We start from the raw sequence: 26,985 nt of genomic DNA on the forward strand, positions 1-26,985 counted from the left end.
GGATTCATCCAGTGTAAACATAACACTGCCAGACATAAATCCAGTGTAAACATAACACTGCCAGACATAACAGTTTCATCAGATTGTCATGATTTCTTAAATGTCTGTATTCATGCTGATATACCATTAAGAAATTAGGATTCTCCGTAAAACTCTCCGGGATGATGATCCTCTGACGAAAAAATCCTACCGTGCACGGACCACAAAAGCCATCCGGTACAACTGAATAGGTAAGATCTATATCTGAACGATCTACGACATGGTCAATGGAACTGAGAATAATACGAATACCTCTGCGGTATTTTATAAACTGACTGACGGCGAAAATAAAAATCACTGCCGCCCACAGGGAAATAATTACAGACGCCCAGCCGGGAAGCCATACAACTTCGCCCTGACGCTCATTGAGAAAAACTAAGGATTTTGATAAGAACATCTGAGATTCTTCTCCAAGAATAGCATGAGGAAGAATTCTTTCTGGCAACAGGCCTTTTACCAGCTGAACTGGTATCAAAAAGAAGAACAAACCTGCCAGCAATAATCTTCTGCCCCAGATATAATCATAATTTTCTTTCTGAACCAGAAATAATATCAGACATATGAACACAGGAATCGCTCCTGCAACAGACATACATAACAACAGTTTCAACTAATCACATCATTTCTTCTTAATGTATTCCAACAGAAGCTCTTTCTCCTCATCAGAAATATGCTCTTCATCGCTGAGTGCACTGATGAGCCTGCGAACTTCTGGATCAGCAGTATAGCTGTATTTCCCGGATAAATTCTGTGAGGTTACGGTCGGCTTTCTCTTGTAAGCCGGAGTCTCTGATCTTTTCTGAAGCCTTTCACGAAGGCTGCGATTTCTGAATGCCAGAAAAAGCATAATTGCCGGATAGATAATTGCTGCTCCGGCTGCGCAGATCATATATATCGTCAATGCTTTCGGATCATTTACCGGTGGCCTGCTCATAAAGTTATAAAAGAGACATACCATAGAGCCTGCGGTAAATACGATCCAGCAAATTGTTTTCATTTTTCTTTTCATTATCAACATAAACTCCAGATTCTTTATTTCGTCCAGATGGTTGTTGTGACATGAACCAAGTTTACCATATCCCTGTCATTTCCACAACCTAATTCTGCCATTTTTCCCCATGTTCTTAACGCCATTCTTCGAGTTTTATCGAGGTTTGAGTCCTGGAAAATGGACAAAAAAGATACGCAGAATCTGTAAGAAACTGCGTATCTTCCGGCTTTTATTCTACTTATGAAGAAAGGAAAAAAGTCCCTTTTTTTTCTCGTAAGGCTCTGATGTAACACCCTTTACTTCATATCCTGTAGCGTTGATAGCTGTTTTCAGTTTAGCTTCGTCTACCGGTGTATCTGTGATGATCACTGTCTCACCTTTGGTATGAGAAGATGTTACTTTATTTACCTGAAAAGCTTTTCTGACGGCATCATTTACATGAGATTCACACATTCCGCACATCATACCGTCTACTTTTACTGTTGTCCTGACCATGAATGAGTCCTCCTGTTTCCGGAATAGAAAGTCTGCTTACATGCTGGCTTCCAGATCTTCCACTGCTTTTATAAATTATACTGCTGCCTGCGCCAGAGCTTTTTGAACAGCCCCCAGAATTCCCTCTGAAGAAAATGTTGCGCCGGTTGCAGTGTCAATTCCATCTGCTGACTGATTTCCCATGATTTGCGGATAAATAGTTTCCCATGCATAGTCGAAGTATTCCGGTGAATCATTGTTTGTCTGCTCTATAGACACAATCTGGCCACCTGAAATAGTGACAGTTACATAAACTTTGCCATTATATCCAAAACTTCCGGCTGTGTAGGTACCATCCCTGTATGGTCCCAATGGTTCTTCCGGTTCCGGGGTAGGTGTAACTTCCGGATCTTCTCCAGGATTATCCGGTGTTTCTGATGGTTCCGGGGTTGGAGTAGCCTCAGGAGTTGGTGTTGGCTCCGGTGTAGGGGTGGTTGTTGGCTTAGGTGTTGGTGTCTTGGTCGGTTTCGGAGTAACGGTAGGCTTGGATGAGTTATCCTTTTTCGCCTGATTGATAATATCCCTCATAGCATCCAGGATTCCATTGGAGGAATAAGTAGCACCGCTGACTGTATCAATTCCGTCTGCTGTCTGATTCTGGATGATCTCGTCTTCTAAAACTTCCCATGCCTTGTCAAAGAATGCCGGTGTGTCTGTATGTTCTGCTTTCAGTGACTGGATCACACCCTTTTTAATCTTCGCAGTAAGGGTGACTGTACCATTATACCCCTTTCCTGTGCCTGTATAAGTTCCATTCTTATACATCTCTTCCTGATCCGGATCAGGGGTAGGAGCAGGTTTCTTGGTAGGTTTTGGTGATGGTGTAGGAGTAGGAGCGGCTGTAGGGGTTGCTGTGGCAGTCTGGCTTCCAGAAGGCATGGCCTGTGACAGTGCACTCTGTACTGCCTGTATGATTCCATTGGAAGAATAAGTAGCACCACTGACAGCATCAACATTTGGAGACTGGCTGGACAGAATCTGGCTGATCACGCCCTGTGCATTGGAAAAATATGCCGGTGTTTCGCCGGAAGCATCCAGGATATCAATGGCTGTGATCCTGCGTCCGCTTACAGTTACCTGAACAGTAATAGTCCCGCCGAATCCGGTTCCTGAACCTGTGTAAACACCATCTACATATCCATCAGAAGGAACTTCTGTGGTAGGAGTTACTGTAGAACCTGCTCCACCGCCTGCACCGCCGGATGCAGCAGCGCCGGTAGTGGTATTTTTCTTAGTTCCTGTTTTGATCTTACTGGCCTTTTTTGCTGTTGTCTTTTTTTTGGAAGTTTTATTTGTTTTGGCAGAAGAACTACTGGTTGTATTACTGCTGTCTGCTTCATAATTTAACATTTTTTTAATTTCAGAAGTAGACATAATGTTATTATTTTCTACCTGTGTAGCCTCTGCCGGTGTCTTGTCTGTCTGGTAACAGGTTACACAGACTGCTGCAAATACAGCTGCAGCGGGCAGAAGTTTCAGCCATTGTGTATTCTTGTTCATATTTTCCTCCTGTTTTCTTGATCCGTTAAAGGTCACCTGTAGTAACACGAAAAGAAACCTGTGCCTGTTTTGGGGCAGGACACAGGGTTTCTTATTTGATACAGCTGTCAGATAATCGAAATTATTTAACAGTTACTGTAAATTTCCTGGAAACGCCATTGCATGTTACTGTAATGGTTGCTTTACCTTTTCTGATTCCCTTTACAACACCTTTGGAGTTTACAGTTGCAACTTTTGTGTTGCTGGATTTGTATTTGATAGTCTTTGAAGGTGTAGCTTTGGCCTTGATAGTGGTTGTTTTCTTCACGCTGATAGATGCGGAAGATTTTGTCAGGGTCAGAGTTGGATTTTTGACAGTTACTGTGCAGGTTGTTTTTGCAGAACCGCATGTTACTGTGATTGTTGTTTTTCCGGCAGCTTTTGGTGTGATCTTACCTGTTGTTTTATTTACAGTAAGAACCTTCGTATTGCTGGATTTGAATGTAGGTGCTTTGGAAGAACCTTTTACAGTCGCTTTCAGAGTTGTGGAAACACCCTTGTATGCGGTAAGTTTGGAAGAAGAAACTGTTACAACCGGTTTCACAGTTACTTTGCAGGTTTCAGTTAAAGAACCACATGTTACTGTGATTGTAGTTGTTCCTTCAGCTTTTGCTGTAATCTTACCTGTTGTTTTGTTTACAGTAGCAACTTTTGTATTGCTGGACTTGAAACTTGGTGTTTCGGTTGTATTCTCTGTTTTTACACTCAGAGTTGAAGTTTTACCTGCATCAAGAGTAATGCTCTTTTTGCCCAGAGTCATAGATGGCTGTTTCAGTACAAGTCCTTTCATAGCAGCATTAAGGTGTTCATATGCTTCATTTACAGTTGCCTGAGAATTAGGGCTGGCAAGCTCATCTTTTGCTTCCTGTAATTCTCCTGCAAAAACAACCCAGCTTTCTGCAGTATAATCTTCTTCTTTTAATGTCTCTGCCTGTTTTACAAGTTCTGTTAAGTTATATGTAGTAATTTCATTTTCACCAGGCTGAACGAGATTTTCTTCTGTAGCATTTACAGTGAATGTAAAGTCCTGGTATCCCATCGCATATACTGTGATCTCCCATTTACCTGTTCCATCTGTATCTGTTGGAAGCTGGCAGCGGACAGATTTTGTCAGACCAAGCTGAATTCCCATAGATTTATGCATCCAGTTATCTGCTGCAAATTTAGTACCATAGGTAGCAAGCGGTGTATCTCCGTTTCCATAATACACCCATTTTACAGCATACATGTTTGCACCAAGGTCGCCGTAACCTTCACCTTTAATATCAGCTCTGATAAATGCACCGTAAGCTTCAGCTTTTTCTGCTGCTGTCAGCCCTGTCTCTACATTGGATACTGTTTTCTGTGCTTCATCAGCAATACCGGAGCCAGATCCTGTTTTTCTTGCTGTGAAAGAGAATGTTCCGTCAGAATTCTTCACAGCTTCTTTCAGGCCATTGGTTTCTGCTGTTACATTGGCTGTTTTGCTGTATCCAGATAAAACGCCTTCACCAAATCCACCAATCAGAAGACCGCCATCTTCAACAACACTGTACTGAGCTTTAAATGCATCGTAATCTTCTGCCTTCACTGCTACAGGAATATACTTCATTCCTTTTACTTTATATTCTTTCATTTCTGCAGTACTTCCATCCGGTTTTGTGATCACGCCTTTATTAAATCCAATAGAAGTACCATCTGTCAAAACAATAGTATTTCTGTCTGACCAGTATGAAACTTCATAGGAACCGCCAGCTTCATCGTAGATAACTGTGTCACTCTGGAAACTTCCTCTGTGAAGACCATGATTTATGGTAGCTCTGGTAACTGCATCAAAGCCACCTTTGTCTGTTTCACCTTTTGTATCTTTCTCATCTGAAGAAGTAGTATTAGTTGCATTGTAAACACCCTCAGATGCCCAGTACTGATCCCATGTCAGAGAAGCATAGACATATTTATAACCATCCTGTGTTTCCTCTGCTGTAGCAGAAAACTGATCTGCTTCTGCCTGCTGTTCATCTACAAATGGTGTTTCTTCTTCGCTGCCAAATTCATCTGCGGAAAAATCATCTGTTGTTACTGTAGCATCTTCCACAGTTGCTTCTACTGTTGCTCCATCTGAGAACTCGGCACCCATTACCGGTAACCCGGATACCATCATCGCTGCACTTAAGATCGCAGGTGCTGCCAGCTTAATTAAATTTCTTTTGCGCATACCTAAAAATCCTCCTGATATGAAATTTAAATGTATAAAGATGAACTTATTCACTGACCGAATAAGTATCTTTCATCAACTGAAAGCGTTCCTTCATGCCTTCTGTAAGGTAAACATGACCGGAATCATCGACAAACAATCCGTCTGCATTGTACTGTTCCAGAAGCTTCTTTGCTTTCTCGCGTCCAAGTACAAAGCAGGCTGTAGATAAACCATCTGCATCCAGACCATCACTGCATACAACTGTTACTGATGTGAGCCCGCTTATGGCCGGATATCCCGTAGAGGGATCCAGAATATGATGATAACGGACTCCATCTTCTATAAAATACTTCTCGTAATCTCCGGAAGTAGAAAGAAATTCTGTTCCATTGAGAGATACAACGCCAAGATAATCGCCTTCTGTATCACGGGGATCTGTCACAGCTACCTGCCAGGATGAACCATCCGGTTTCTGACCGTAACTCATCACACTGCTTCCGCCCAGATTCACAATAGCACCTGAAACTTCTTTATCCTGTTCCAGAATGTCTTTTATGGCATCACAGCCGATTCCTTTTCCCACTGCTCCCAGATCCAGGGTTACTCCTTCAGACATGGTGACCTGATCGCCATCCAGAGTTATTTTCTCATATCCTACATCCTCAAGGAGAGAATTTAACTCTTTCTCATCGGGAACATGAGGATTTTCTCCGTCTATATCCCACAGACGGATCACTTTTCCCATTGTGGGATCCATGGCTCCATCAGAAGCTTCAGACAGTGCAAATGTCTGCTGCAGGTATCCGGCTGTCTCGTCAGAGACTTCCTGGGTGCTTCCTGCATTCTGATTGAGCTGATAGATCTGAGATCCTTCGTCTGTCCAGGAAAGCCAGTTTGTCTCTATATCTTTTAATGTAGAAACAAGCTTGTCCGTAATATCTTCGCCGCTTGTATACAAAGTTTCAGAAACTACAGTATCCATTGCAAAATCTGTTTTTGTGTATGAGGCAGTTTCTGAATTTCCCCATGCCGGGCAGGATGTATATACAAGTGATGTCATTACAAGCAGTCCGGATAATATAGATTTCTTTCTTGTCATATTAATCTCCTGAAATATTTATGGATAAATTTATACGGATCACAGCTTTTTGCAAGCAATCAATATAAATCACATTAGCTTTAACTAACTTCATAAACTATACCACGGTGAGTTTGTGGTGTCTACCCCAAAAGTTAGACGTTACTAATCATTTTTTCTCAATAACTGCCTCATTGTCCCTATCAGGGTCTCCGAAATGAATGTTCTGTCTTGGACAGGTAACTGTACATGTATGACAGCAGATACATTCTCCGGAATGTGCGGTATCCCCGTCAATGTCCAGATGTGCAGGGCATCTCTTCTTGCAGAGTGTGCATTTCGGCGCGCAGTTCGGCCGGTTTCTTTTCAGCAATGCCCCCGGGATTACAGGCATAATGGCAAATACTGCGCCCATAGGACACAGAAACTGGCAGAAGAAACGTTCCTGGGTGCACATTCCGATCATGATCAGAAAGAGGAGCACTGTTCCAACAATATAGGCAGGTTTTGGCAGTTTCCCTGTAGTCAGCATGGAAAAAACATCCCAAGGGCTCATTCCCTGCAGGCTGGAATAGAAACCGGTAACACAGAATAATAAGATCAGTGCCAGGACTATATATTTCACTTTCTGCAGTTTATGTACCATTTCTTCTGAATAACCATGTCTCTTTTTCTTATGGAAGAATCTGGATCTGATAAACAGGGTCAGTTCATACAGTGCATCTCCAAGGGATCCGAACGCGCAGGCATATCCGCAGAAATGTCTTCCAAACAGAATCGTAACCAGAAGTAAGACTGCTGTTACATCCAGAAAAGAGTTCCATGTCACACTCTGATGATTCCCTATTGCCAGAAATATGGATTTCACGCCTGCAAATGCAGTGGAAAATAAAGATGGCGCTGCTATAAAAAATATAAGCTGTATGGCGGCGCGGATCAGCCGCACCTTTCTCTGTCTCTTTTTCATCAGTTTTCCGCCTTTGTCAGTGCATCATTAACAGCTTCCAGAATACCTGTGGAACTGAAAGTAGCACCGGAAACCGTGTCTACATCTGTACTTTGTTCACTGATAATACTGCTGATCACATTTTCCCCCTGTGCCAGATAAGCACTGTCTTCTCCCGGCGCACTGGTTACGCTTACATCTGTGATCGTATCATCCTGAAGAGTTACCTGTACAGTGATGGTTCCGCCGTATCCTGTACCGGATCCTCCATATGTACCGTTTTTGTATACATTGTCAGAATCATCAGATGTTTCTTCTGCAGCTGTACTTTTTTTACTGTCAGAAGATTTACTGTCGGATTCTGTTTTACTTTCTGCAACAGTTTTCTGCTTTTCATAAGCCTCCTGTAATGCTGTAAGAATCTGTTCCTGCTGATCCTGAAGGTTCTGTACCTGTGTAGTCAGGTCTGTAATGCTCTGTTCCTGCTCCTTGTCTTTTACTGTACCATTATAGAAAAATACTGCCATGATAATCATTAAAAGAGCGATCAGACGCAGGTAAAAGTTTTGATTATTCACGTTATGTCCTCTCCTTCGTTATTTTTCTGCAGCATGCAGTACATTAGCTGCAACTAACTTCAGAAGTATAGCATTTTTTTATAAAAATTTCTATTCTTTCTTTAAAATGTTAATACTGTTTTTTTATCATTAAGAAAGTCCCGGAACGATGTATCAGTTCCGGGACTTCTGAATCAGGCAATTCAGTTTGAAATTTATTTTACAGTAACTTTGAATGTTTTACTTACACCATTGCAGGTTACGGTAATCTTCGCAGTTCCTTTTTTCTTTCCGGTTACTACACCTTTTGAAGATACAGTCGCGATCTTTTTGTTAGAAGATGTATATTTTATAGTTCCGGATGGTGTTGCTTTTGGTTTGATAGTTGTCTTTTTACCTACTTTAATACTTGCAGAAGTTTTGGCGAGTTTCAGTGTTGGATTCTTGACAGTTACTGTGCAGCTGGTTTTCAGGCTGCCACATTTAACTGTGATCACTGCTTTTCCGGCTGCTTTAGCCACAATTTTGCCTGTTGATTTGTTTACAGTCACAACTTTTGTGTTGCTGGAAGTAAATGTTACTTTTGATGCATCAACACCTTTTACGGAAGCTTTCAGAGTAGTTCTGGTTCCTTTGTAAAGAGTTGTAGATTTTTTATTTAATGTAAGAGACGGATTCTTAACTGTTATTTTGCAGGTTGCAGAGTATTTTCCGCAAGATACCGTAATCACGGCAGTTCCTTTTGCCTTGGCAGTTACAACTCCGGTGCTGTTTACAGTGGCAACTTTAGTATTGCTGGATTTCCATGTAATTTCATCTTTAAGGTTTGTCGTAAGTTTGAGAGAAACTTTTGTTTTACCTTTTGTATAAAGAGTTTTTGCTGTGGTATCTAATTCAAATTTGTCTTCTGCTTCTTTATAAGTGAAAACAAGATTGTTTTTATATCCTACAGAAGTCACTTCAAATACAGTTGTATCTGTCACCTGAAGATCTGTAAGATCAAGTGTTCCATCCTCTTTTACAATTACTTTTGCTCCTCTTCCGGATGCTGCATATTCTTTATCGTCGACTTTTACTTTGCTGATGTTTTTAATGTATGCAGAAAGTTCGTCAGCTGTAGCTCCGTCAGCCGCAACCAGCTTACCTGCCTTACTGTCATATGCTGCAGGCATTTTGTCAGTATTTACTGTAAATTCTGCAATGATAGGAACATAGATTCCGTTGGTATCTGTAATTACAACTTTATGTGTTCCCAAAGCCAGAAAGCCAACTGCAAGTTTTCCGTCTGCACAGGAAACTTCTGTTCCGTCTACAGTATACTGTGCATTGAAATCAGCAGGCAGTATCTGGTCAAATGTAACTGCAGCAGAAGAATCTGTATCCATGATATCTGCTACTGTTGCTTTAATACCTGTGGTTGTCTGAACTTTTACATCAGGTACATCAAAAGTAATGATTCCTTTATCTGTGTAATAAGTAACACTGTCGATGGTTTTTCCCATGATTGATTTATAGTGTGCGGAAGAAACCGGGCATCCATGAACTTCTGTTGTGTATCCTGTTCCCCATGCGAGCATACTTCCGCGCCAGATATTCTCCAGATGGCGAAGACCATAGTTGGTTCCGTCTGTAGTATTTACTGTTACGCCATATATTTTATCTGTATTTGTGTCGATCACTTCCGGAAAAGCATTGTTATCAAGATCCAGTTCATAATCACCATAGTTTGTTTCTGTTTTCAATGTAGCATTGATAGAAACAGTTTTTGTTTCTGCACCTTTCATTGCAGAGAATGAATAGCTTCCGTCTGCATTGACAGTGAGTTCTTTATAGTAAGACGGCGCTTCGCTCAAAACATAATAAGAATAGGATGCATTCTCAATCAGGGAATCTTTTCCTGTATAAGTATTGGAGCTTGTCTGGCCTCTGTTTGTTACTGTGATCGTTACTGAATCAGAATCTGTTACCTGTTTCTGGTCTTTAAGAATGGAAAGATCGCTGACCTTAACAGGAAAAGTAACACCCGTAACATCAGATCCGTCCGGATTTACATGATAAGCAGAATTTCCGTTCATCATTCCGGATGTTCTTGATTTGTTAAAAGTTGCTGATGTGAACGCGTCAACTTTGACATCATTATTTTTCAGTTCTGCCTTATAAAAATCATCATATGGAATATTCATAAGGACATACGTTTCACCCTGCTGTGTTTCTGCTGAAAAAGCATCTTCCTCTGCATTTTCCGTGGTAAATTCATCTGGTTCTTTTTCTGTAGTAAATTCATCCTGTCCTTTTTCAGTGGTAAATTCTTCAGGAGCAGAGATATCAGTGCTGTCTGTAATTACTTCAGTGTCCGTAAAGTCAGATGCCAGTACAGCATACGGCATATTGGACATTACAACTGCTGCGCTCATCACAACAGGAGCTATCTTTTTCTTAAGATTTTTGTTTATCATGTTTTTCTCCTCTTCTAAAAATTTATTTTTGGAATAACTCTTACCAGAGGGTTAATTAACTTATTAACCAAAAGGGAGTAACTTCTGCCAAAGATATTCATATAGGATTTTGGTATGCAGTTAATAGCAACTATAATTAGTCACTACTAACTTTTTAAAAGAATAACATGTATATTAAAAAAAATCTACCATTTTTTGCCAGAGTTATTCGTCAAACTTTTTCAATAAGGAAATACAGGAAGAAGCTATGTGAAATATCAACATACGTTAGAGAAGACTAACTTATGCTTGCAGAGATATTTTTTTTGTGTTAGAATAATTGAAGAATTTTTATTTTTTGCATTTAACGGTTGAGAGGAGATATATTTTATGAAACAAAAAACAGCCTATCTCGGACTTTTTTCGGCTGTGGCTATTATTCTTGGATATGTGGAATCGCTGGTTCCGGTGTTTGCGGGGATTCCTGGGATTAAGCTTGGGCTGGCGAATCTGGGGGTACTTTTTATTCTGAAGAAGTATTCTTTTAAAGAGGCTGCATTGGTTTCTGTCGTACGTATTCTGGTGATCGGGTTTATGTTTGGAAATCTGTTCAGTATCCTGTACAGCCTGGCAGGGGCTGCGCTTAGTATGATGGTTATGACCCTTATGTTAAAAAAGACCTCTTTCAGTCTGATCGGAGTTAGCGTTGCGGGAGGCGTTTCACATAATATCGGGCAGCTTATTATTGCTATGTTGATCGTAAATAATGCAAGTGTATTTGTATATACGCCAGCGTTGCTGGTAGCCGGTGTAGCTGCCGGTGTTGTGATTGGTGGACTTACAAATGAGATTATAAAAAGAGTGCATATATAGGACTGATATTTTGGTTTTGTTCAGTATAATATCTATTAATCAAACACGTTCTAAAAATGCTTCTATTCATCGGTTTCATTTGAATCTGACACAGCCCATAAAGCAGGATCTGCAGGGTCTTCCAGCAGGGTTACATCTTTGCCAAGCTGCATCTCCTCTTCCACTGCTTCGGCTGTATTCCGGATAGCCGTGCTGTGTCCGGTGAGTGCTGCAAAAGGTGCAAACTGGGCTGCACGGTCATTAAGAGGCATTCTTGGATGTGATGCAGATGCGTGGTGGGGAAGATTGATGATATCATCATATCTGTGTGAAGACTGATTTCCAATACTGCTGTCAGAGGTATATTTGTTTGTAAAATCAGCATGGCCTTTCACATACGTATCATTCTGTTTACTCAAGCTTTATGTCCTCCTATTCTCTGATTTCTGTCAATGGAAGTCGCACCTTCTTCGAAGTTTGTTCCTTTGAGAATTGCATTTTTCCCATATTTTTTCTTGATCTCCAGCATTGCATGCTGAAGTTTTTTTTCTTTCTGAAGCTTTTCTTCTTTTTCCTGGTTTTCCTTTTCAACCGCTGCATAATCTGTAAAGAGATCCAATTGTTCATAGGTTTCTTTTTGGACAATATCCTGCTCTTTTTTGATATGGTTGGCAGTCAGGGTAATCCTTCGGATCAGCAGATCGCGGTTTATGATACGGTCATAGAGTTTCAGGATGTTCTCAATAATCTCGTAAGTTGAATTTGTAAATTCAGACAGGTTCTGTGTTCCGTGGGCATGTTTCGGAACGCTTCTTCCATAACGGTCAATTGTAATCTCTCCTTTATAAGCTTTACGGATGACAGGATCGGAAAGATTCTCTATATCATATCCCACTGTTAGTACCATCTGATCTGTGACCATTCCCTTATCAACCAGATCCAGTGCCATCATCTCAGCCATTTCCCGGACTACGATCCTGGTTTTTTCGAAGGTATAAGGACATTGAAGGACCTGACCGGAGCAGATACTGTTGTTCTCCGGTTTATAGGACTTAATTTCTGCAATAGTACAGGGTTCCCAGCCCCAGGCGTGGTCGATCAGCAATTCTGCGTTGATCCCGAACAATTTATAGAGTAATTCTTCATTATGATAATCATTTGGGCCGCCTACAGAACATCTGGCAACATCTCCCATCGTCTTCATTCCGTTTTCTGCAAGTTTCCGGGCATATCCACGTCCAATCCGCCAGAAATCAGTAATCGGTTCATGTTCCCACAGCAGTCTGCGGTATTCCATTTCATCCAGCTGCGCAATACGGACTCCGTTCTCATCCGGTTCTACATGCTTGGCCACAATATCCATGGCGATTTTGCACAGATATAGGTTTGTACCGATCCCTGCTGCTGCAGTAAGTCCATGGGTATCCAGGATATCCAGGATGATCTTCTGGGTGAGCTGATAAGCACTCATCTGGTAAATTTTCATATAATGAGTAATGTCTATAAAAATCTCGTCTATAGAATACACATGCATGTCTTCCGGCGAAAAATATTTCAGATATGTCTGGTAGATTGCGATGCTGACTTCAATATATCTGGCCATTCTCGGCGGTGCAATGTGATATCCCACTGCCAGTGACGGATTATTTTTTAACTCTGTATCATTACACGACTTTCCTGTAAACCTGTGCGCGGGTGCTGCTTTCAGACGTTCCTGGTTCACTTTTCGGATTTTCTGGATAACTTCAAAAAGCCTTGCTCTTCCCGGGATCCCGTAAGCTTTTAGGGATGGGGAAACTGCAAGGCATATGGTTTTCTCCGTGCGGCTGGCATCCGCTACTACCAGATTGGTAGTCATAGGATCCAGGACATGGTCTTTACACTCTACTGATGCATAAAAGGATTTCAAATCTATTGCTACATAAATATGAGATTCCATTTATCCAATCCTCATTAAAATAATTTAATCTTCTTCGATATGCTCTCTGCCCTGATTAATAATTGCACGGACATGTTCATCTGCCAGAGAGTAAAAGATAGATTTTCCCTCTCTTCTGTTCTTTACCAGCTTGTTCTGTTTCAGAATACGGAGCTGATGAGAAATTGCAGACTGTGTCATGTTCAATGCTTTTGCAAGATCACATACACATACTTCTGCTTCAAACAATACAAACAGAATACGGATTCTGGTGGAATCTCCAAAAACTTTGAATAATTCTGCCAGATCATAGAGCTCTGTTTCTTCAGGTAATGTTTCATTTACGATTTTCAGCAGATCTTCATGAACTTCACATCCATCACATACTTCATCCTTACGTTCTTCCATTGGCTCACCGGTTCCTTTCTTACAATTATTATATTACCACAAATGGTTACTGTCTATGACCAGACAGTAACCCTGCAAATTTCTATAAATTCTTTACGAATAATGTACGGATCGCGTTTAATACCGCGATGATCATAACACCTACGTCTGCAAAAATCGCCATCCACATATTTGCAATACCCAATGCCCCAAGAATCAGGCAGAGAATCTTAATACCGATTGCAAAATAAATGTTTTCATATACAATGCGGATACATTTACGTGCGATCTTGATCGCTTTGGAAATTTTCAGTGGATCATCATCCATCAGTACGATATCTGCTGCCTCGATCGCTGCGTCTGAACCAAGTGCTCCCATTGCGATACCGATATCTGCCCTGGATAATACAGGTGCATCGTTGATACCGTCACCTACAAATGCAAGTTTATTCTTTTCAGATTTCTGATGAAGAAGTTCTTCTACTTTAGAAACCTTATCAGCAGGGAGAAGTTCGCTGTATACTTCCTGAATACCAAGTTCTTTGGCAACCTGATCTGCAACTCGTTTGGAGTCACCTGTCAGCATAACGGTCTTGCTGATTCCGGCTTTCTTCAGTTCAGTGATCGCTTCTTTTGCATGAGGTTTGATAATATCGGAAATCAGGATATGTCCTGCATATTTGCTGTCAACAGCCATATGCACAACAGTTCCTACATGGTGGCAGTCCTGATAAGCGATTCCAAGTCTGTTCATTAATTTGGTATTTCCGGCAGCTACAGATACGCCGTCAACTTTGGCAATTACACCATTACCACTGATTTCTTCGATATCAGTAACACGGTTTCTGTCGATGGGTTTACCGTATGCTTTCTGCAGGCTCTTGCTGATCGGGTGGGAAGAAGAACACTCTGCAAGTGCTGCATACTCTAATAATTTCTCATCAGGCATTTCGCTATGGTGGATACCGCTTACTTCAAAAACACCCTGGGTCATAGTACCGGTTTTGTCAAATACAACATATTTTGTCTGAGCCAGTGTTTCCAGATAGTTGGAACCTTTGACCAGAACACCCTGGTTGCTGGCACCACCAATTCCGGCAAAGAAACTTAACGGAATACTGATGACCAGTGCACAAGGGCAGCTGATTACAAGGAATGTAAGGGCTCTGTAGATCCAGTCTCCCCACATAGCCGGTTTTCCCATAATAAGAAGTACGATTGGAGGGATGATTGCAAGTGCAAGGGCTCCATAGCATACTGCCGGTGTATAGTATTTCGCGAATTTGGAGATAAAATTCTCGGATTTTGACTTTCTGGAGCTGGAGTTCTCTACCAGTTCAAGGATCTTGGATACTGTAGATTCACCGAATTCCTTAGTTGTACGGATCTTCAGCAGACCTGTCATATTGATACATCCACTGATGACCTCATCTCCTGCTTTCGCATCACGCGGAAGGCTTTCGCCTGTCAGTGCGCTTGTGTTTAATGTTGAAGTTCCTTCAGTGATCACACCGTCGATGGGTACTTTCTCACCTGGCTGAACAACAATGATCGTTCCAATCTCAACTTCATCCGGATCAACCTGTTCCAGTGTTCCGTCTTTCTCTATGTTTGCATAATCAGGACGGATATCCATCAGTTCGCTGATGTTTCGTCTGCTCTTTCCTACTGCATAGCTCTGGAAAAGCTCACCGATCTGATAGAAAAGCATAACCGCAACACCCTCAGAATAATCACCAAGTAGGATCGCACCTACGGTAGCTACAGCCATCAGAAAGTTCTCGTCAAATACCTGTTTATTTAAAATACCCTTGAATGCTTTCTGCAGGATATCGTAACCGATAACCAGATAAGGAATCATAAAAAGACCAAATCTTAAATATCCCTCTACAGGCAGTAATGAAAAAGCAACGATCAGTACTGCTGCAATGATGATCCTGGTAAGCATTTTCTTCTGCTTCTTGTTCATATCAATACCTCTCTCTTCTTATAAAAGCAGGACTGCTGTAAAAACATCTCCAGCGGAAATATCAGTCGCAAAGATCAGTTTATACAACAGTCCCTCCCCTGGATGATCCAGGATTAAAGATAGATTTCGCAGTCGTCTTCTACCTTCTTGCAGTTCTTTAATACGTCTTTCATAACTGCTTTCGGATCCTGTCCGTCTTCGAATTCAACGATCATCTTCAGCATCATGAAGTTTACTGTTGCATCCTTAACACCAGCTGTATTCTTAGCAGCTTCCTCCATTTTGTTTGCACAGTTTGCGCAGTCTACATCGATTTTGTATGTCTTTTTCATGATTTAATTCCTTTCCTGCTTTTTATTTTATCATATGAGCACTTGTTCATTTGTTTGATTATATTATAGCATGATTTTGTTTTCTGTCAAGAGATTTTTTAAGATTTCTTTACGTGAAATCAATTTTATGATATAATTTATCAAAATATAACTAAGCAGATATTTAATGCTAATCGTATAGTCAGGAAGTAAGTTGCTGCAAAGAATAAAGTAACAGAAATAATGCTATACAAGTACAGGGAAAGGGAGGTGCTTTTATGGCATTACATGAATCAGGCGAAGATTATTTAGAGGCTATCCTCGTAATCAGAAATCGAAACGGAAACTGTCGTTCCATTGATATTGCGCACGAACTGTCATTTTCCAAGCCAAGTGTCAGTGTTGCTATGAAGAATTTAAAGGCAAACAATTATATCACAGTTGATGGGAATGGATCTATCAATCTCACGGAAACCGGTCTTGAAATTGCGAATAAGATCTATGAAAGGCATACATTTCTGACAAACTGGCTGACCGCCATCGGTGTCAATCCTGCTACAGCAGCAGATGATGCATGTAAAATGGAGCATGCGATCAGTGCAGAGAGCTTTTCAGCAATAAAAAAATATATTGCAAAAAATCCAGCCGAATAATGGCTGGATTTTTTAATTCATTATTTTATTAATTATCTTTAGTCTTCTTCCTCTTTCGGAAGCAGGTTTTTCATACTTCTTAAGCTGATGGTAAGAGTAGACATATTGTGAAGCAGCGCAGAAGTGGTCGGCATGATAATGCCTGTTACGCCCAAGGCGATCAAACCACCATTGATACCGATGATCGTACGGTAATTATTATGAATACGTTTCATCAGCGCTGTACTCAGTCTCTTTAAGGTAACGATTTCGTGCAGATTATCCGCAGAAATTGTCACATCAGCAATCTCACGGGCAATAGCTGCACCGTCACTGATAGCAATTCCCACACTTGCAGAAGAAAGTGCCAGGGAATCATTGATTCCATCTCCGATCATAATAACTTTATGACCAAGTTCTTTCTCTTTCTCTACGAAAGATGCCTTATCTTCCGGAAGTACTTCGGAATAGTATTCATCTACACCCACACGTTTCGCAATAGCAGCTGCAGTACGTTCGCTGTCTCCTGTCATCATGACAACTTTGGTAATTCCAGCTTCTTTTAATTCACGGACAGCATCTGCTGCTTCCTCACGGAGAGGATCCTCAATACAGATCACAGCTGCCAGTTTGCCTTCGATGGCAAGATAGAGATGGGAGCATTCCAGAGGAAGATGTTCGAATTTATCTTCCATGCCTTCCGGAATCACACATTTCTCATCTTCCATAACGAAATGCCAGCTTCCAATCACTGCCTTTTTGCCTTCGATGGTTGTGGAAATACCGTGTGCCACAATATATTCAACTTTGGAATGCATTTCCTCATGAACCAAATGTCTGTCCTTAGCAGCATTGACCACGGCTCTTGCCATGGAATGAGGGAAATGTTCCTCCATACAAGCTGCGATACGCAGAAGTTCATCTGCACTCATATCTTCATCAAAAGAAACTACATCAGATACGACTGGTTTGGCTTTTGTAAGTGTACCTGTCTTATCAAATACGATAGTCGTAGCGTCTGCCATAGCTTCCATATACTTGCCGCCCTTGACTGTAATACTGTGAGTACTTGCCTCACGGATCGCAGACAATACGGAAATAGGCATGGCAAGTTTCAGTGCACAGGAAAAATCAACCATGAGTACTGCCAACGTCTTGGTTACATTTCTGGTAAGCAGATATGTTACAGCTGTACCTGCCAGAGTATACGGAACCAGTCTGTCAGCCAGATGTTCTGCATTGCTCTCTGCAGAAGATTTCAGCTTCTCAGAATTCTCGATCATGCCTACAATCTTCTCATAGCGGCTGGCACCTGCCACCTGTCTTACTTTCAGAGTGATCTCACCCTCTTCCAGAACGGTTCCCGCATAAACATAACTGCCCTCTGCCTTGCGCACAGGCTGTGACTCACCTGTCAGAGAAGTCTGGTTGACCATTGCTTCTCCCACCTGTACATCACCGTCAAACGGAATTACATTGCCCATATGTACACGGATCAGATCTCCTGCTTTTACAGAAGAAACCGGTAACAGAACCTCCTGGCCGTCATCAGTAAGTGTCCATACCTTTTCTGCATGGATAGACATACTTCTTGCCAGATCATTTACAGATTTCTTATGTGTCCACTCTTCCAGGATTTCACCGATTCCCAGAAGGAACATGGTAGAACCTGCGGTATTGATATCTCCACGAAGCATGGATACACCGATCGCTGTAGCATCCAGAACCGGCACTTCCAGTTTGCCTTTCATAAGGGTACGTACACCGTGATAGATATATTTCACTGACTTCAAGGTGGTTACTGCGAAGCGCACCGGATAAGGGAGAAACATCTTATTCATCGCACGCAATAATACGGAGTTGATCAGTTTCTCCTTATATTCTTCATTTAATTCACGTCCGGAATTCTCCAGAAGTGATTCTGAAACCTGGGCAGTTTCATAGGAAAATCTGCTCAACATCCGGATCAGTTCTTCTCTGCTGCCTGTATAGACAACAGCCACATCCTGAGTTTTTACATAAACCGTAACCTTGCTGATGTTCGCCTGATCTTCCAGATAATACTGCAGAATATCAGCCTGTCTGTAAGTCATTCGTTTCTGTGCAAGATGGATACGGATTCTTCCTTTTATCTCATGCTTAATAGCAAACTTCATTATTCTTCGCTGCCTTCTTCTGCTGTTTCTGTCTCTTCTTTGAAGTCTTCAACTGTTTCTTCAGCTGCATCTTCTACTACTTCTTCAGCTGCTTCTCTGTCTTCATTGATCTGCTGTGCTTCTGCATAAATATCTTCAGCATTCTCCTGGATTGTGGAAGCTGTTTTCATTACACAGGATTTCGCACGTAAAACAGCTGCTGTACAGTTTGTGTATAATTTCTTAGCATCCTTGCTTGTAAGAACTTTGATACCTGCTGTGCCGAAAAGTACTCCTGCAGCAAAAATTCCTGTTTTTTTACCATTAAATTTAATCATTGTCTGATTCCTCCTGAAAGTATATTATTAGTTTCGTGTAACCTGTAAGATAACTGTCAGACGGGGCAGGTTCTGAATCATTTATGCCCTAAACTTATGATTTTCAAGCATCAGGTTATCTATAGTTTTTGTATTATACAACCTTGATTTCAAAATTTCCACCATTTTTTGCCTTTTGAGAAATAATCTTATTTTCTGACAGTTAGATGCCAATAATTTGGCTTTCAAACAATGCATAAAAACACATTGCTTTTTGCTATATATTCCAGAATCCTGTAAAGCAGGATTCTATGCCTGTGGCGAATCGCTTCAGCGATATAATAAAGCCGCCAGGAAAGTTCATATCTCCTGACGGTCTTGTTGTCTTACTTAAAATCACAGGAATTCACAAACATTCGTTCAATTTCCTGATTTTCAATATAGCCGCATGCTTTTAAGCCTGCCTGAATCACATTGTTAAAATTATCTCTGGATAATTTCTGAACAGTATTATCATCCAGTTCGATCGTGCAGATACTTTCATCTCTGCAGTTCGGATTACGTACGATCTTATACATGTTTCTTCTGCTGATCGCACCGATTTCCTCCAGAAGATTTACCATACGATATACAGTCGCAGATCCGATTCCCGGATCCAGGCGGGAGGCATTGTAATAAATCTCTTTACAGCAGGAACACTCATTTTCAAGAATCACATCCAACAGCATCCTTCTCTGTTTGGTAATCCTGCATCCTCTTTTTTTCAATTCCTGGATTACAACATCCTTCTGCATCAATGTTCTTTGGTAATTCGGTTCTGTACAACTGTTCTGTTTCTGTAATGCTGCTGCGCCCAAAGTCACATCATCCTTCCGCTTATCAATAATCAGTATCAGTGGCATCCACGGCAATGGCTGCAGTCTCCGCCACATGAAGATTTACCGCTTTTTTTGTCCTTGACGATCACTCGGATGATCAGGACTACGATCACAAATAAAATTCCACCAACAACTAAAGTTCCCATAACGACACCTCCTGTTTTCGGATATCATCTATGATGTATATTCTTAATATAAGAGCCTGCATCTTTATGACGCAGGCCCTTTTTAGTTTCTATTTATTTAGCCTTTGCCATACCTTTCACGTTAACCTTAAGGGTTTCGCTTTCTTTGTATGGTCTGAACAGCATATACAGGAAACCGATTACAAGTACAAATGCAACGATTGTCCAGAAGCTGAATCCGCCACCTGTAAGCAGAGTACCAATCTGATAAATGCAAAGGGAAACTACATATGCAAGACCGCACTGATATCCGATTGCAAACCAGAACCATTTTGCATTGTTCATCTCTCTCTTGATCGCACCCATAGCTGCGAAGCAAGGAGCACAAAGAAGGTTGAATACCAGGAAACCGTAAGCTGCGATCGGTGTCATGGCTGCTGCCAGGTTACCCCAGATCTCAGCACCGTTTTCTGCAACTTCTGCGAATCCATAAAGCATACCGAATGTAGCTACTACATTCTCTTTTGCGATCAGACCTGTAACAGCTGCAACTGCCATCTTCCATCCTTCGCCGGCTTTTGTCCAGCCAAGAGGTGCAAAGATCCATGCGATTGCTGTACCGATCTTAGCAAGAATACTCTCGTTAAGTTCTTCAACCATACCGAAGCTTCCGCCTTCCCATCCGAAGCTCATTAAGAACCACAGAATGATTGTTGAAAGAAGGATGATTGTTCCGGCTTTCTTAATGAAGGACCAGCCTCTTTCCCACATACTTCTTAAGATGTTGCTGACTGTTGGCCAGTGGTATGCAGGAAGCTCCATAACGAACGGAGCCGGATCACCGGCGAACATTTTTGTTTTCTTTAAGATGATACCGGAGCAGATGATTGCTGCGATACCAACGAAGTAAGCACTTGTTGAAACCCATCCGCTGTTTCCGAAGAATGCACCTGCGATCATAGCGATGATCGGAAGTTTAGCTCCGCAAGGAACGAATGTAGTTGTCATGATTGTCATTTTTCTGTCACGGTCATTCTCGATTGTACGGGAAGCCATAACACCAGGAACACCACATCCACTACCGATGAGCATTGGGATGAAGGATTTACCTGAAAGACCGAATTTACGGAAAATTCTGTCCATGATGAATGCAACACGGGACATATATCCGCAGGACTCAAGGAATGCAAGGAATAAAAACAGTACAAGCATCTGCGGTACGAAACCGAGAACAGCTCCCACACCGGCTACAATACCGTCAAGGATCAGTCCCTGTAACCATGCTGCACAGCCAATCGCATTCAGTCCGGATTCAATTGCCGGAGGAATGATCTCACCAAACAGAACATCGTTTGTCCAGTCAGTTACGAAAGCACCAACTGTACTTACAGATACATAATATACAATCCACATTACAACTGCAAAAATCGGCAATGCCAGCCATCTGTTGGTAACAATACGGTCGATCTTATCAGATGTGGAAAGCTTATCTTTTCTTGCCTTAGTCACACACTGACCAATGATAGAAGAAATATAAACATATCTCTCATTTGTGATAATACTTTCTGTATCGTCGTCAAACTCATCTTCCATTTCTTTGATCTCGGCAGATACATTTACGGATGTATTCATCTGCTCAATAATCTTGTCATCTCTTTCGAGAAGCTTGATCGCGAAGAATCTCTTCTGTTCTTCAGCTACAGTTCCGGAAAGCTTATCTTCTACTGCACTGATCACTTCTTCAGCCTTATCGCAGAATTCATGTACAGGAACCATTTTCTTATGGTTCTGTGCGATAGATACTGCTTTGTTTGCCGCTTCTGTGATTCCGGTTCCCTTCAGTGCGGAAATCTCAACAACTTCACAGCCTAATTTCTTTTTCAATTTATCAATATGTATCTTGTCACCGTTCTTAGCCACGATATCCATCATGTTGATAGCCATGATCACCGGAATACCAAGTTCCAGGATCTGAGTGGTAAGATAAAGGTTTCTCTCGATGTTTGTACCATCAATGATATTGATGATCGCATCCGGTTTTTCCTGAAGGATGTAATTTCTTGCAACTACTTCTTCAAGTGTGTACGGTGATAAAGAATAGATACCAGGTAAGTCTGTGATGATGACATCTTTATGTCCTTTCAGCTTACCTTCTTTTTTCTCAACTGTTACACCTGGCCAGTTACCTACGAACTGATTAGATCCGGTCAGTGCATTGAACAATGTCGTTTTACCGCAGTTCGGGTTACCTGCGAGTGCAATTTTTACTGACATAATCTCTCTCCTCTTTTTAGATATCATTTCATTGTGTCAGAATGTTCTGCATCAGATACCTGATCGGAAGTTTCCAATTAGAATACCCTAATTGTTAGAACGTTCTAACATAATGCTAAAAAAAATTATTCTACGATAATCATTTCTGCATCTGCTTTACGTAAGGACAGCTCATATCCCCTTACTGTTACCTCAACCGGATCACCCAGCGGAGCAACTTTTCTTACGAAGATCTCTACGCCCTTTGTAATTCCCATATCCATGATTCTTCTCTTTACCGGGCCTTCTCCTGTAAGCTTCTGAACTTTAACAGTTTTTCCAACAGGAATATCTTTTAATGTTTTCAAGTTTCTTTCCCTTCTTTCCCTAGAATTTTTAACTTGTTTTTTCAGGAAGAAATTATGGATCAGACCATAATTTTATTTGCCATATCCTTTCCAATGGCAACCCTGGAATCTTTGACATTAACGATCAGGCTTCCGTTGATCTCGGAAACAACTGTGACCACGCCTCCCACTACGAAACCAAGGTTTTCAAGATGTCTTCTGACTTCTTCTTTCCCTCCGATCTTCTTAATGGTATAAGGCTCTCCTGCATTAACCATTGATAACGGCATTTTGTCATCCCTTCCTTTGCATTAAATTAGTGATAAACATTTTCTTTATCATTTATCATGGCGTTAGTTTAACCTAATTTAGGTTAGATGTCAATAACTTTATCGGAATTTTTTTTCATTTTGAAACATTTTCAACAATCTGCTTAACAACAGTGTGCTTCAAGGATTCCATTCAGTGCGTTTTTACTGCTTGTATGGCATCTTACAATATCGGTGGACGTTCCCACCTCATCTAATGCACATTTCACCATCTTATGGGATACTGTGTTTGTAAAAAGTACCAAAAGATCCGGACATCCGATCTTCTTGCTGAAATCTGCCTCCATCTGGGTAAATACCTTGCATTTGCATTTGTATGACTTACAGATCTTTTTATACTGGGCTACCATACGGTCATGACCACCTACGATTACAATACTCATAAAAAATTCCTCCTGTTCTTTTGCATTCTGCTTTTCACAGAATGTTGTATTTTATACGGATAATTGTTATATTGACCCTTTCCGGGATCAGATATGCTGCATCATTGCTTTTATCAGTTACATTTTAAAGTTGTTTTATACTAACTGTAAGTTAGTATAAACTAACACTGGAAAATTGTCAATACTATTCTGCATTTTTATATTTTCTTGTAATCCGATAGGAAATCGTATATTTATATCAGATCCAACAGGTATACATAAGAATGGCCTCCCAGATAAACTGCTTGCAGTTTATCTGGGAGGCCATTCTTATTCAGCGAAACCATTTCTTATTCCGGAACCTTCACATACGGAAGAATCCCGCTTAAATGTGCGATCGCCACACCATAATTAGTCATAGGGATCTGCTGCTTTTTTGCCCGGTCGATCCGGTACATGACGTATTTCCGGTTAAACATGCATGCCCCGCACTGGATCACCAGATCATAACCTGTGAGATCTTCCGGAAAATCTGTCCCGCTTACCAGGTCTACTGTCAGCGTATCCCCGAAACGTTTTTTCAGCATACGGGGGATTTTTACTCTTCCTATATCTTCCTGCAGCGGTGCATGGGTACAACATTCTGCGATCAGCACCCTGGAATCTGCATGCAGAGTATCAATGGCTTTCGCCCCTTCCACATAATAATGAATATCTCCCTTATATGCTGCAAAAAGTACTGAAAAAGACGTCAGCATGCTGGCAGAAGGTTTCCTTTCATATACATAAGAGAAACCCTGGGAATCTGTAATGATCAGTTTCGGCGGAGCCGCCAGAACCTCCAGTGCTCCGGTGAACTGGTCTGTTGTCACACTCATGACCCGGCATTTTTTATCCAGCAGTTCTCGCAGAGTCTGAACCTGTGGAAGGATCAGACGTCCTTTCGGTGCCTGGATATCCTGAGGCATGACCAGAAGGACCAGATCACCGGCAGAAACCAGATTACCTGTGATCATACGGTTTCCATACCCTTCCGGTATGCATCTTGTCAGGTTTTCCTTTATTTCCTGTATCCCCTCTCCTGTTACAGAGCTGATACAGCATGGGGTTACTCCGGTTTCTTTTTTTATCTGTGAGATCAGAAAAGATTTTTCTTCCTGTTCATATGTATCTGCTTTACTGAGCACCGGGATCACCGGGGTATTTTTTTCTTTGAAATACCGGAACCAGTCCAGTTCTTCCTTCATATCCCTTCCGGAAAAAAGAATGATCCCCGCATCTGTTTTCTGTGCTGCCAGTTTCGTTTTCTCCATGCGGAGAGCTCCAAGTTCCCCCTCATCAGCAAATCCCGCTGTATCAATGAGTACGCAGGGACCCAGAGGATAAATTTCCATGGGCTTATATACAGGATCTGTAGTTGTTCCTGCAATATCTGCCACAATGGAAACTTTCTGGCCGGAAAAAGCGTTGATAAATGAAGATTTACCACTGTTTGTTTTCCCAAAGATTCCGATGTGCAGACGGTTTGCAGAAGGTGTTTCATTTAATGTTACTGCCATAGGATTTCGTCCTTTCTGATTAGTTTTAACCTTTGTAGTCACCTCTGTCTGTTACTACTTCGTAACCTATGCTCTTCATTCTGGCTGACATACATGCCTTACATTCTGCTGCCTCATCACCTGTACAGATTTTATTATCATACAGTTTATATTTATCCCTGACATCTACAGGAGAAAGATTAGGCATAACCACATTGGCTCCTGCCAGAACTCCCTTTTCCCTGCCTTTGGGATGAATAGTTCCCAGTGCAGTAGTCGCCGGCAAAAGTACTCCAGGCTGGATCAAGCGGATAACAGCCAACAACCGCAGGGTCATTTCCAGTGTACCGGCAGGTTCTGCCTTGAAAGGAGTATCCTGATGGGGAATAAAAGGGCCTATTCCGACCATCTGAGGCTTCAGTTCTTTTATAAACATCAGATCCTCATATAAGGTATCTATGGTCTGTCCCGGAGATCCAACCATGAATCCGCAGCCGGTCTGATATCCTATCTCTTTCAGAATTTTCAGACAATTTTTTCGATAAGAAAGGGACATTTCTTCAGGATGGAGTTTCCTATAATGTTTCTCATTTGCTGTTTCATGTCTAAGAAGATATCTGTCTGCTCCTGCTTCAAAATATGCTTCATAACTCTCTCTGCTTTTCTCTCCAATTGATAATGTCACTGCACAGTCCGGGTATTTCTCCTTGATCTGGCGGACGATCTGGCAGATTTTTTCATCTGTGTAACAGGGGTCTTCTCCTCCCTGCAGGACGAACGTTCGAAATCCCAGGTTCCATCCGGTTTCACAACATTCCATGATCTGATCTGTTGTAAGGCGGTAGCGCTGTGCGTTCTTGTTCCCACAGCGGATTCCGCAGTAATAACAGTTATTCTTACAATAGCTGGTAAATTCTATAAGACCACGGATATAGATCTGATTTCCGTAATATTCCCGGGCGGTTTCCCTTGCCTGTCTGTAAAGTTCCTGCACAAAAGCCTCATCTTCTGTGGTGAGAATCATCTCCAGTTCTTCTCTGGATACAGATTCTGTATTTTGGATCTTCAGCAGCATTTCAGAAGCAGGTGTTATTTCTATATCTGACAATCTGTATTTGCCTCCCTTTCCCAGAGGTTCTGATAGAAAAAACCCTGTACCGGTGAGTATGAACCGGTACAGGTAATCTCTGTTTTTATTAATGATTTATTAATGATTATTGAAGGAAACAACCTTCTGAACCTGATGGCTGATGGGATAGTAACTGTATCCGTACACTCCTCTCATCCATCCTGCGTACTGCGCTTCCGGATCATAGTAAAGTCCATTGATCCTTACCCAGCAGTGGCGGGTATATCCGTCTGCTGCGCCGTCTCTGCTTCCCGGTACTCTTCCGCACATCATATACGGAGAATAACCTACTTCCCTGGCAAGTGCTGCAAAGGTACAGGAGAATCCATAACAGTTACCGTAACCGCTGCTCAGCATTCTCAGGGCTTCGCTTCTTGCCCATCCTGTTGAATTCAGGTTCGGGTCAGGACCACCATAGTAGAAATTGCTCACTACATAATTCCAGCAGGCTCCCAGCTTCTCACTCTTGGTCATATTGGAGTTGGTAATTCGTGATACAATGGTCATTACCCTCATTTTTAACAGGGCATCATAGTTTCTTTTTGCTTTTCCGTTGGATCCAAACTGAAGCTGGCCGTTTTCTCTGGAACGGTTCTTGTAGCATCTGCCTTTGGGATCTGCATAGTACAGGTTATTTTTGTAAATAAAATATCCGGTTGCTGCACGTCCATACTTGGATGTAATATAATACAGATTCCCGTTTACTGTCACCATCCGGTTGGTCTTGTCCGTAATCTGGCGGCCATTTTCATCCAGTACGTAGGTTACATATGTATTTCCAGTCTTGATTCTGACACCGCCTCTTACTGCATTTCCGTTCTGGTTAAAGTAATATCTGTTGCCTTCCCATTTCTTCCAGCAGTTTTTCGCCTGTCTGCCTTTGTACCAGTAGGTGATCTTATTTCCTTTTATAATAAGACCATGTTTCACTGCCTGTGCAGAAACAGTTTCTCCGCTGTAAGAAGATACAGCAGGAACTTCAACAGCTTTCGCAGATGCAGGAGCAGCCAACATAAACACTGCTGCTGCCACTCCTAACAACAGTTTCATTTTTTTCATTTTGATATTCTCCTTCTTTCATTTTAGTAACTTTTTTCTGTCTCACTAATTATATCAGAATATGACTGTATTTTCTATATATTCCTTTTATTTTATATAAAAAGTATCTGAAGGCAGGACTCTCCGACGCAGTGCGATCCTGCCCGGAG

At 41.5% G+C, this 26,985-nt stretch carries 27 protein-coding genes; 2 read left to right on the forward strand and 25 right to left on the reverse strand.

Features of this window, described 5'->3' with window-relative positions:
• Positions 1-4: 4 nt before the first annotated feature.
• From R8695_RS09470 to R8695_RS09510, 9 genes are all read right to left on the reverse strand, one after another.
• Positions 5-631, reverse strand: a complete 627-nt coding sequence (locus R8695_RS09470; RefSeq protein WP_243139526.1) for a M56 family metallopeptidase — start codon at positions 629-631, stop codon at positions 5-7.
• 27 nt (positions 632-658) lie between these two features.
• Positions 659-1,048 carry a hypothetical protein gene (locus R8695_RS09475; RefSeq protein WP_118511312.1) on the reverse strand — a complete coding sequence of 130 codons (390 nt, stop codon included), beginning with the start codon at positions 1,046-1,048 and terminating at the stop codon, positions 659-661.
• Between the two features lie 216 nt (positions 1,049-1,264).
• Complete coding sequence (locus R8695_RS09480; RefSeq protein WP_118511314.1) at positions 1,265-1,525, reverse strand: heavy-metal-associated domain-containing protein; 261 nt, start codon at positions 1,523-1,525, stop codon at positions 1,265-1,267.
• A gap of 75 nt (positions 1,526-1,600) precedes the next feature.
• Complete coding sequence (locus R8695_RS09485) at positions 1,601-3,064, reverse strand: FMN-binding protein (RefSeq protein WP_154780306.1); 1,464 nt, start codon at positions 3,062-3,064, stop codon at positions 1,601-1,603.
• A gap of 121 nt (positions 3,065-3,185) precedes the next feature.
• Positions 3,186-5,297, reverse strand: a complete 2,112-nt coding sequence (locus R8695_RS09490) for a penicillin-binding Tp47 domain C-containing protein (protein WP_154780305.1) — start codon at positions 5,295-5,297, stop codon at positions 3,186-3,188.
• Positions 5,298-5,343: 46 nt separating this feature from the next.
• The gene (locus tag R8695_RS09495; protein WP_154780304.1) at positions 5,344-6,378 is read right to left on the reverse strand and encodes an FAD:protein FMN transferase; all 1,035 of its coding nucleotides are present in this window, start codon (positions 6,376-6,378) and stop codon (positions 5,344-5,346) included.
• 148 nt (positions 6,379-6,526) lie between these two features.
• Positions 6,527-7,324 carry a 4Fe-4S binding protein gene (locus R8695_RS09500; protein ID WP_118511322.1) on the reverse strand — a complete coding sequence of 266 codons (798 nt, stop codon included), beginning with the start codon at positions 7,322-7,324 and terminating at the stop codon, positions 6,527-6,529.
• Positions 7,324-7,881, reverse strand: coding sequence for an FMN-binding protein (locus tag R8695_RS09505; protein ID WP_167829760.1), 558 nt, complete (start codon positions 7,879-7,881; stop codon positions 7,324-7,326). Before R8695_RS09505 ends, R8695_RS09500 begins: the two co-directional genes overlap by 1 nt.
• Before the next feature lie 194 nt (positions 7,882-8,075).
• Positions 8,076-10,316 (reverse strand): Ig-like domain-containing protein, encoded by a 2,241-nt coding sequence (locus R8695_RS09510; protein ID WP_154780303.1) that lies wholly within the window; start codon positions 10,314-10,316, stop codon positions 8,076-8,078.
• Between the two features lie 369 nt (positions 10,317-10,685).
• Between R8695_RS09510 and R8695_RS09515 the strand changes: the two genes are divergently transcribed.
• The gene (locus R8695_RS09515) at positions 10,686-11,168 is read left to right on the forward strand and encodes a Gx transporter family protein (protein ID WP_118511328.1); all 483 of its coding nucleotides are present in this window, start codon (positions 10,686-10,688) and stop codon (positions 11,166-11,168) included.
• Positions 11,169-11,230: 62 nt separating this feature from the next.
• Here the strand turns inward: R8695_RS09515 and R8695_RS17930 are convergent, their stop codons facing one another.
• The 5 genes from R8695_RS17930 to R8695_RS09540 form a co-directional block, all read right to left on the reverse strand.
• Entirely contained in the window at positions 11,231-11,566 is a 336-nt protein-coding gene (locus tag R8695_RS17930; RefSeq protein ID WP_118511330.1) for a hypothetical protein, read from the reverse strand.
• Complete coding sequence (locus R8695_RS09525; RefSeq protein WP_154780302.1) at positions 11,563-13,086, reverse strand: Y-family DNA polymerase; 1,524 nt, start codon at positions 13,084-13,086, stop codon at positions 11,563-11,565. Before R8695_RS09525 ends, R8695_RS17930 begins: the two co-directional genes overlap by 4 nt.
• Before the next feature lie 24 nt (positions 13,087-13,110).
• The gene (locus R8695_RS09530) at positions 13,111-13,473 is read right to left on the reverse strand and encodes an ArsR/SmtB family transcription factor (protein WP_118511334.1); all 363 of its coding nucleotides are present in this window, start codon (positions 13,471-13,473) and stop codon (positions 13,111-13,113) included.
• Between the two features lie 82 nt (positions 13,474-13,555).
• Positions 13,556-15,421 (reverse strand): heavy metal translocating P-type ATPase, encoded by a 1,866-nt coding sequence (locus R8695_RS09535; protein WP_154780301.1) that lies wholly within the window; start codon positions 15,419-15,421, stop codon positions 13,556-13,558.
• A 113-nt stretch (positions 15,422-15,534) separates the two neighbouring features.
• Positions 15,535-15,753, reverse strand: coding sequence for a cation transporter (locus R8695_RS09540; RefSeq protein WP_055059772.1), 219 nt, complete (start codon positions 15,751-15,753; stop codon positions 15,535-15,537).
• Positions 15,754-16,010: 257 nt separating this feature from the next.
• Between R8695_RS09540 and R8695_RS09545 the strand changes: the two genes are divergently transcribed.
• A complete protein-coding gene (locus tag R8695_RS09545) occupies positions 16,011-16,385 on the forward strand; it encodes a metal-dependent transcriptional regulator (protein ID WP_118511337.1) in 375 nt (124 codons plus the stop codon).
• A 38-nt stretch (positions 16,386-16,423) separates the two neighbouring features.
• Here the strand turns inward: R8695_RS09545 and R8695_RS09550 are convergent, their stop codons facing one another.
• The 11 genes from R8695_RS09550 to R8695_RS09600 form a co-directional block, all read right to left on the reverse strand.
• On the reverse strand, positions 16,424-18,520 hold the full coding sequence (locus tag R8695_RS09550) for a heavy metal translocating P-type ATPase (RefSeq protein ID WP_154780300.1): 2,097 nt from the start codon (positions 18,518-18,520) through the stop codon (positions 16,424-16,426).
• Positions 18,520-18,837 (reverse strand): DUF6110 family protein, encoded by a 318-nt coding sequence (locus R8695_RS09555; protein WP_154780299.1) that lies wholly within the window; start codon positions 18,835-18,837, stop codon positions 18,520-18,522. The genes R8695_RS09550 and R8695_RS09555 overlap by 1 nt, the downstream gene beginning before the upstream one ends.
• Before the next feature lie 365 nt (positions 18,838-19,202).
• Complete coding sequence (locus tag R8695_RS09560; RefSeq protein ID WP_182437444.1) at positions 19,203-19,610, reverse strand: transcriptional repressor; 408 nt, start codon at positions 19,608-19,610, stop codon at positions 19,203-19,205.
• Between the two features lie 98 nt (positions 19,611-19,708).
• A complete protein-coding gene (locus tag R8695_RS09565) occupies positions 19,709-19,840 on the reverse strand; it encodes a FeoB-associated Cys-rich membrane protein (RefSeq protein ID WP_118511343.1) in 132 nt (43 codons plus the stop codon).
• Between the two features lie 93 nt (positions 19,841-19,933).
• Positions 19,934-22,093: a ferrous iron transport protein B gene (feoB, locus tag R8695_RS09570; protein WP_154780298.1), complete on the reverse strand. Its 2,160-nt coding sequence runs from the start codon at positions 22,091-22,093 to the stop codon at positions 19,934-19,936.
• 125 nt (positions 22,094-22,218) lie between these two features.
• The gene (locus R8695_RS09575; protein ID WP_118511347.1) at positions 22,219-22,440 is read right to left on the reverse strand and encodes a FeoA family protein; all 222 of its coding nucleotides are present in this window, start codon (positions 22,438-22,440) and stop codon (positions 22,219-22,221) included.
• 59 nt (positions 22,441-22,499) lie between these two features.
• On the reverse strand, positions 22,500-22,709 hold the full coding sequence (locus R8695_RS09580; RefSeq protein ID WP_118511349.1) for a FeoA family protein: 210 nt from the start codon (positions 22,707-22,709) through the stop codon (positions 22,500-22,502).
• Positions 22,710-22,852: 143 nt separating this feature from the next.
• Positions 22,853-23,131 (reverse strand): DUF2325 domain-containing protein, encoded by a 279-nt coding sequence (locus tag R8695_RS09585; protein WP_154780297.1) that lies wholly within the window; start codon positions 23,129-23,131, stop codon positions 22,853-22,855.
• A 329-nt stretch (positions 23,132-23,460) separates the two neighbouring features.
• On the reverse strand, positions 23,461-24,669 hold the full coding sequence (hydF, locus tag R8695_RS09590) for a [FeFe] hydrogenase H-cluster maturation GTPase HydF (RefSeq protein WP_154780296.1): 1,209 nt from the start codon (positions 24,667-24,669) through the stop codon (positions 23,461-23,463).
• Positions 24,670-24,694: 25 nt separating this feature from the next.
• Positions 24,695-25,723, reverse strand: coding sequence for a [FeFe] hydrogenase H-cluster radical SAM maturase HydE (hydE, locus tag R8695_RS09595; protein ID WP_154780363.1), 1,029 nt, complete (start codon positions 25,721-25,723; stop codon positions 24,695-24,697).
• 132 nt (positions 25,724-25,855) lie between these two features.
• Complete coding sequence (locus tag R8695_RS09600) at positions 25,856-26,836, reverse strand: transglutaminase-like domain-containing protein (RefSeq protein WP_154780295.1); 981 nt, start codon at positions 26,834-26,836, stop codon at positions 25,856-25,858.
• Between the last annotated feature and the right edge of the window lie 149 nt (positions 26,837-26,985).

This window comes from Blautia luti (genome assembly GCF_033096465.1).
In the GTDB taxonomy this organism is placed as follows: Bacteria; Bacillota; Clostridia; order Lachnospirales; family Lachnospiraceae; genus Blautia_A; species Blautia_A luti.

Coding starts and splice junctions, on each gene's coding strand:
- hydE (WP_154780363.1), bottom strand. CDS start 25,723: ATGCTGCTGAAGATCCAAAATACAGAATCTGTATCCAGAGAAGAACTG.
- R8695_RS09480 (WP_118511314.1), bottom strand. CDS start 1,525: ATGGTCAGGACAACAGTAAAAGTAGACGGTATGATGTGCGGAATGTGT.
- hydF (WP_154780296.1), bottom strand. CDS start 24,669: ATGGCAGTAACATTAAATGAAACACCTTCTGCAAACCGTCTGCACATC.
- R8695_RS09525 (WP_154780302.1), bottom strand. CDS start 13,086: ATGGAATCTCATATTTATGTAGCAATAGATTTGAAATCCTTTTATGCA.
- R8695_RS09565 (WP_118511343.1), bottom strand. CDS start 19,840: ATGGGAACTTTAGTTGTTGGTGGAATTTTATTTGTGATCGTAGTCCTG.
- R8695_RS09475 (WP_118511312.1), bottom strand. CDS start 1,048: ATGAAAAGAAAAATGAAAACAATTTGCTGGATCGTATTTACCGCAGGC.
- R8695_RS09510 (WP_154780303.1), bottom strand. CDS start 10,316: ATGATAAACAAAAATCTTAAGAAAAAGATAGCTCCTGTTGTGATGAGC.
- R8695_RS09515 (WP_118511328.1), top strand. CDS start 10,686: ATGAAACAAAAAACAGCCTATCTCGGACTTTTTTCGGCTGTGGCTATT.
- R8695_RS09485 (WP_154780306.1), bottom strand. CDS start 3,064: ATGAACAAGAATACACAATGGCTGAAACTTCTGCCCGCTGCAGCTGTA.
- R8695_RS09560 (WP_182437444.1), bottom strand. CDS start 19,610: ATGCAGAAGGATGTTGTAATCCAGGAATTGAAAAAAAGAGGATGCAGG.
- R8695_RS09530 (WP_118511334.1), bottom strand. CDS start 13,473: ATGGAAGAACGTAAGGATGAAGTATGTGATGGATGTGAAGTTCATGAA.
- R8695_RS09555 (WP_154780299.1), bottom strand. CDS start 18,837: ATGATTAAATTTAATGGTAAAAAAACAGGAATTTTTGCTGCAGGAGTA.
- R8695_RS09500 (WP_118511322.1), bottom strand. CDS start 7,324: ATGAAAAAGAGACAGAGAAAGGTGCGGCTGATCCGCGCCGCCATACAG.
- R8695_RS09585 (WP_154780297.1), bottom strand. CDS start 23,131: ATGAGTATTGTAATCGTAGGTGGTCATGACCGTATGGTAGCCCAGTAT.
- R8695_RS09580 (WP_118511349.1), bottom strand. CDS start 22,709: ATGCCGTTATCAATGGTTAATGCAGGAGAGCCTTATACCATTAAGAAG.
- R8695_RS09490 (WP_154780305.1), bottom strand. CDS start 5,297: ATGCGCAAAAGAAATTTAATTAAGCTGGCAGCACCTGCGATCTTAAGT.
- R8695_RS09540 (WP_055059772.1), bottom strand. CDS start 15,753: ATGAAAAAGACATACAAAATCGATGTAGACTGCGCAAACTGTGCAAAC.
- R8695_RS09535 (WP_154780301.1), bottom strand. CDS start 15,421: ATGAACAAGAAGCAGAAGAAAATGCTTACCAGGATCATCATTGCAGCA.
- R8695_RS09600 (WP_154780295.1), bottom strand. CDS start 26,836: ATGAAAAAAATGAAACTGTTGTTAGGAGTGGCAGCAGCAGTGTTTATG.
- feoB (WP_154780298.1), bottom strand. CDS start 22,093: ATGTCAGTAAAAATTGCACTCGCAGGTAACCCGAACTGCGGTAAAACG.
- R8695_RS09545 (WP_118511337.1), top strand. CDS start 16,011: ATGGCATTACATGAATCAGGCGAAGATTATTTAGAGGCTATCCTCGTA.
- R8695_RS09495 (WP_154780304.1), bottom strand. CDS start 6,378: ATGACAAGAAAGAAATCTATATTATCCGGACTGCTTGTAATGACATCA.
- R8695_RS09550 (WP_154780300.1), bottom strand. CDS start 18,520: ATGAAGTTTGCTATTAAGCATGAGATAAAAGGAAGAATCCGTATCCAT.
- R8695_RS09470 (WP_243139526.1), bottom strand. CDS start 631: ATGTCTGTTGCAGGAGCGATTCCTGTGTTCATATGTCTGATATTATTT.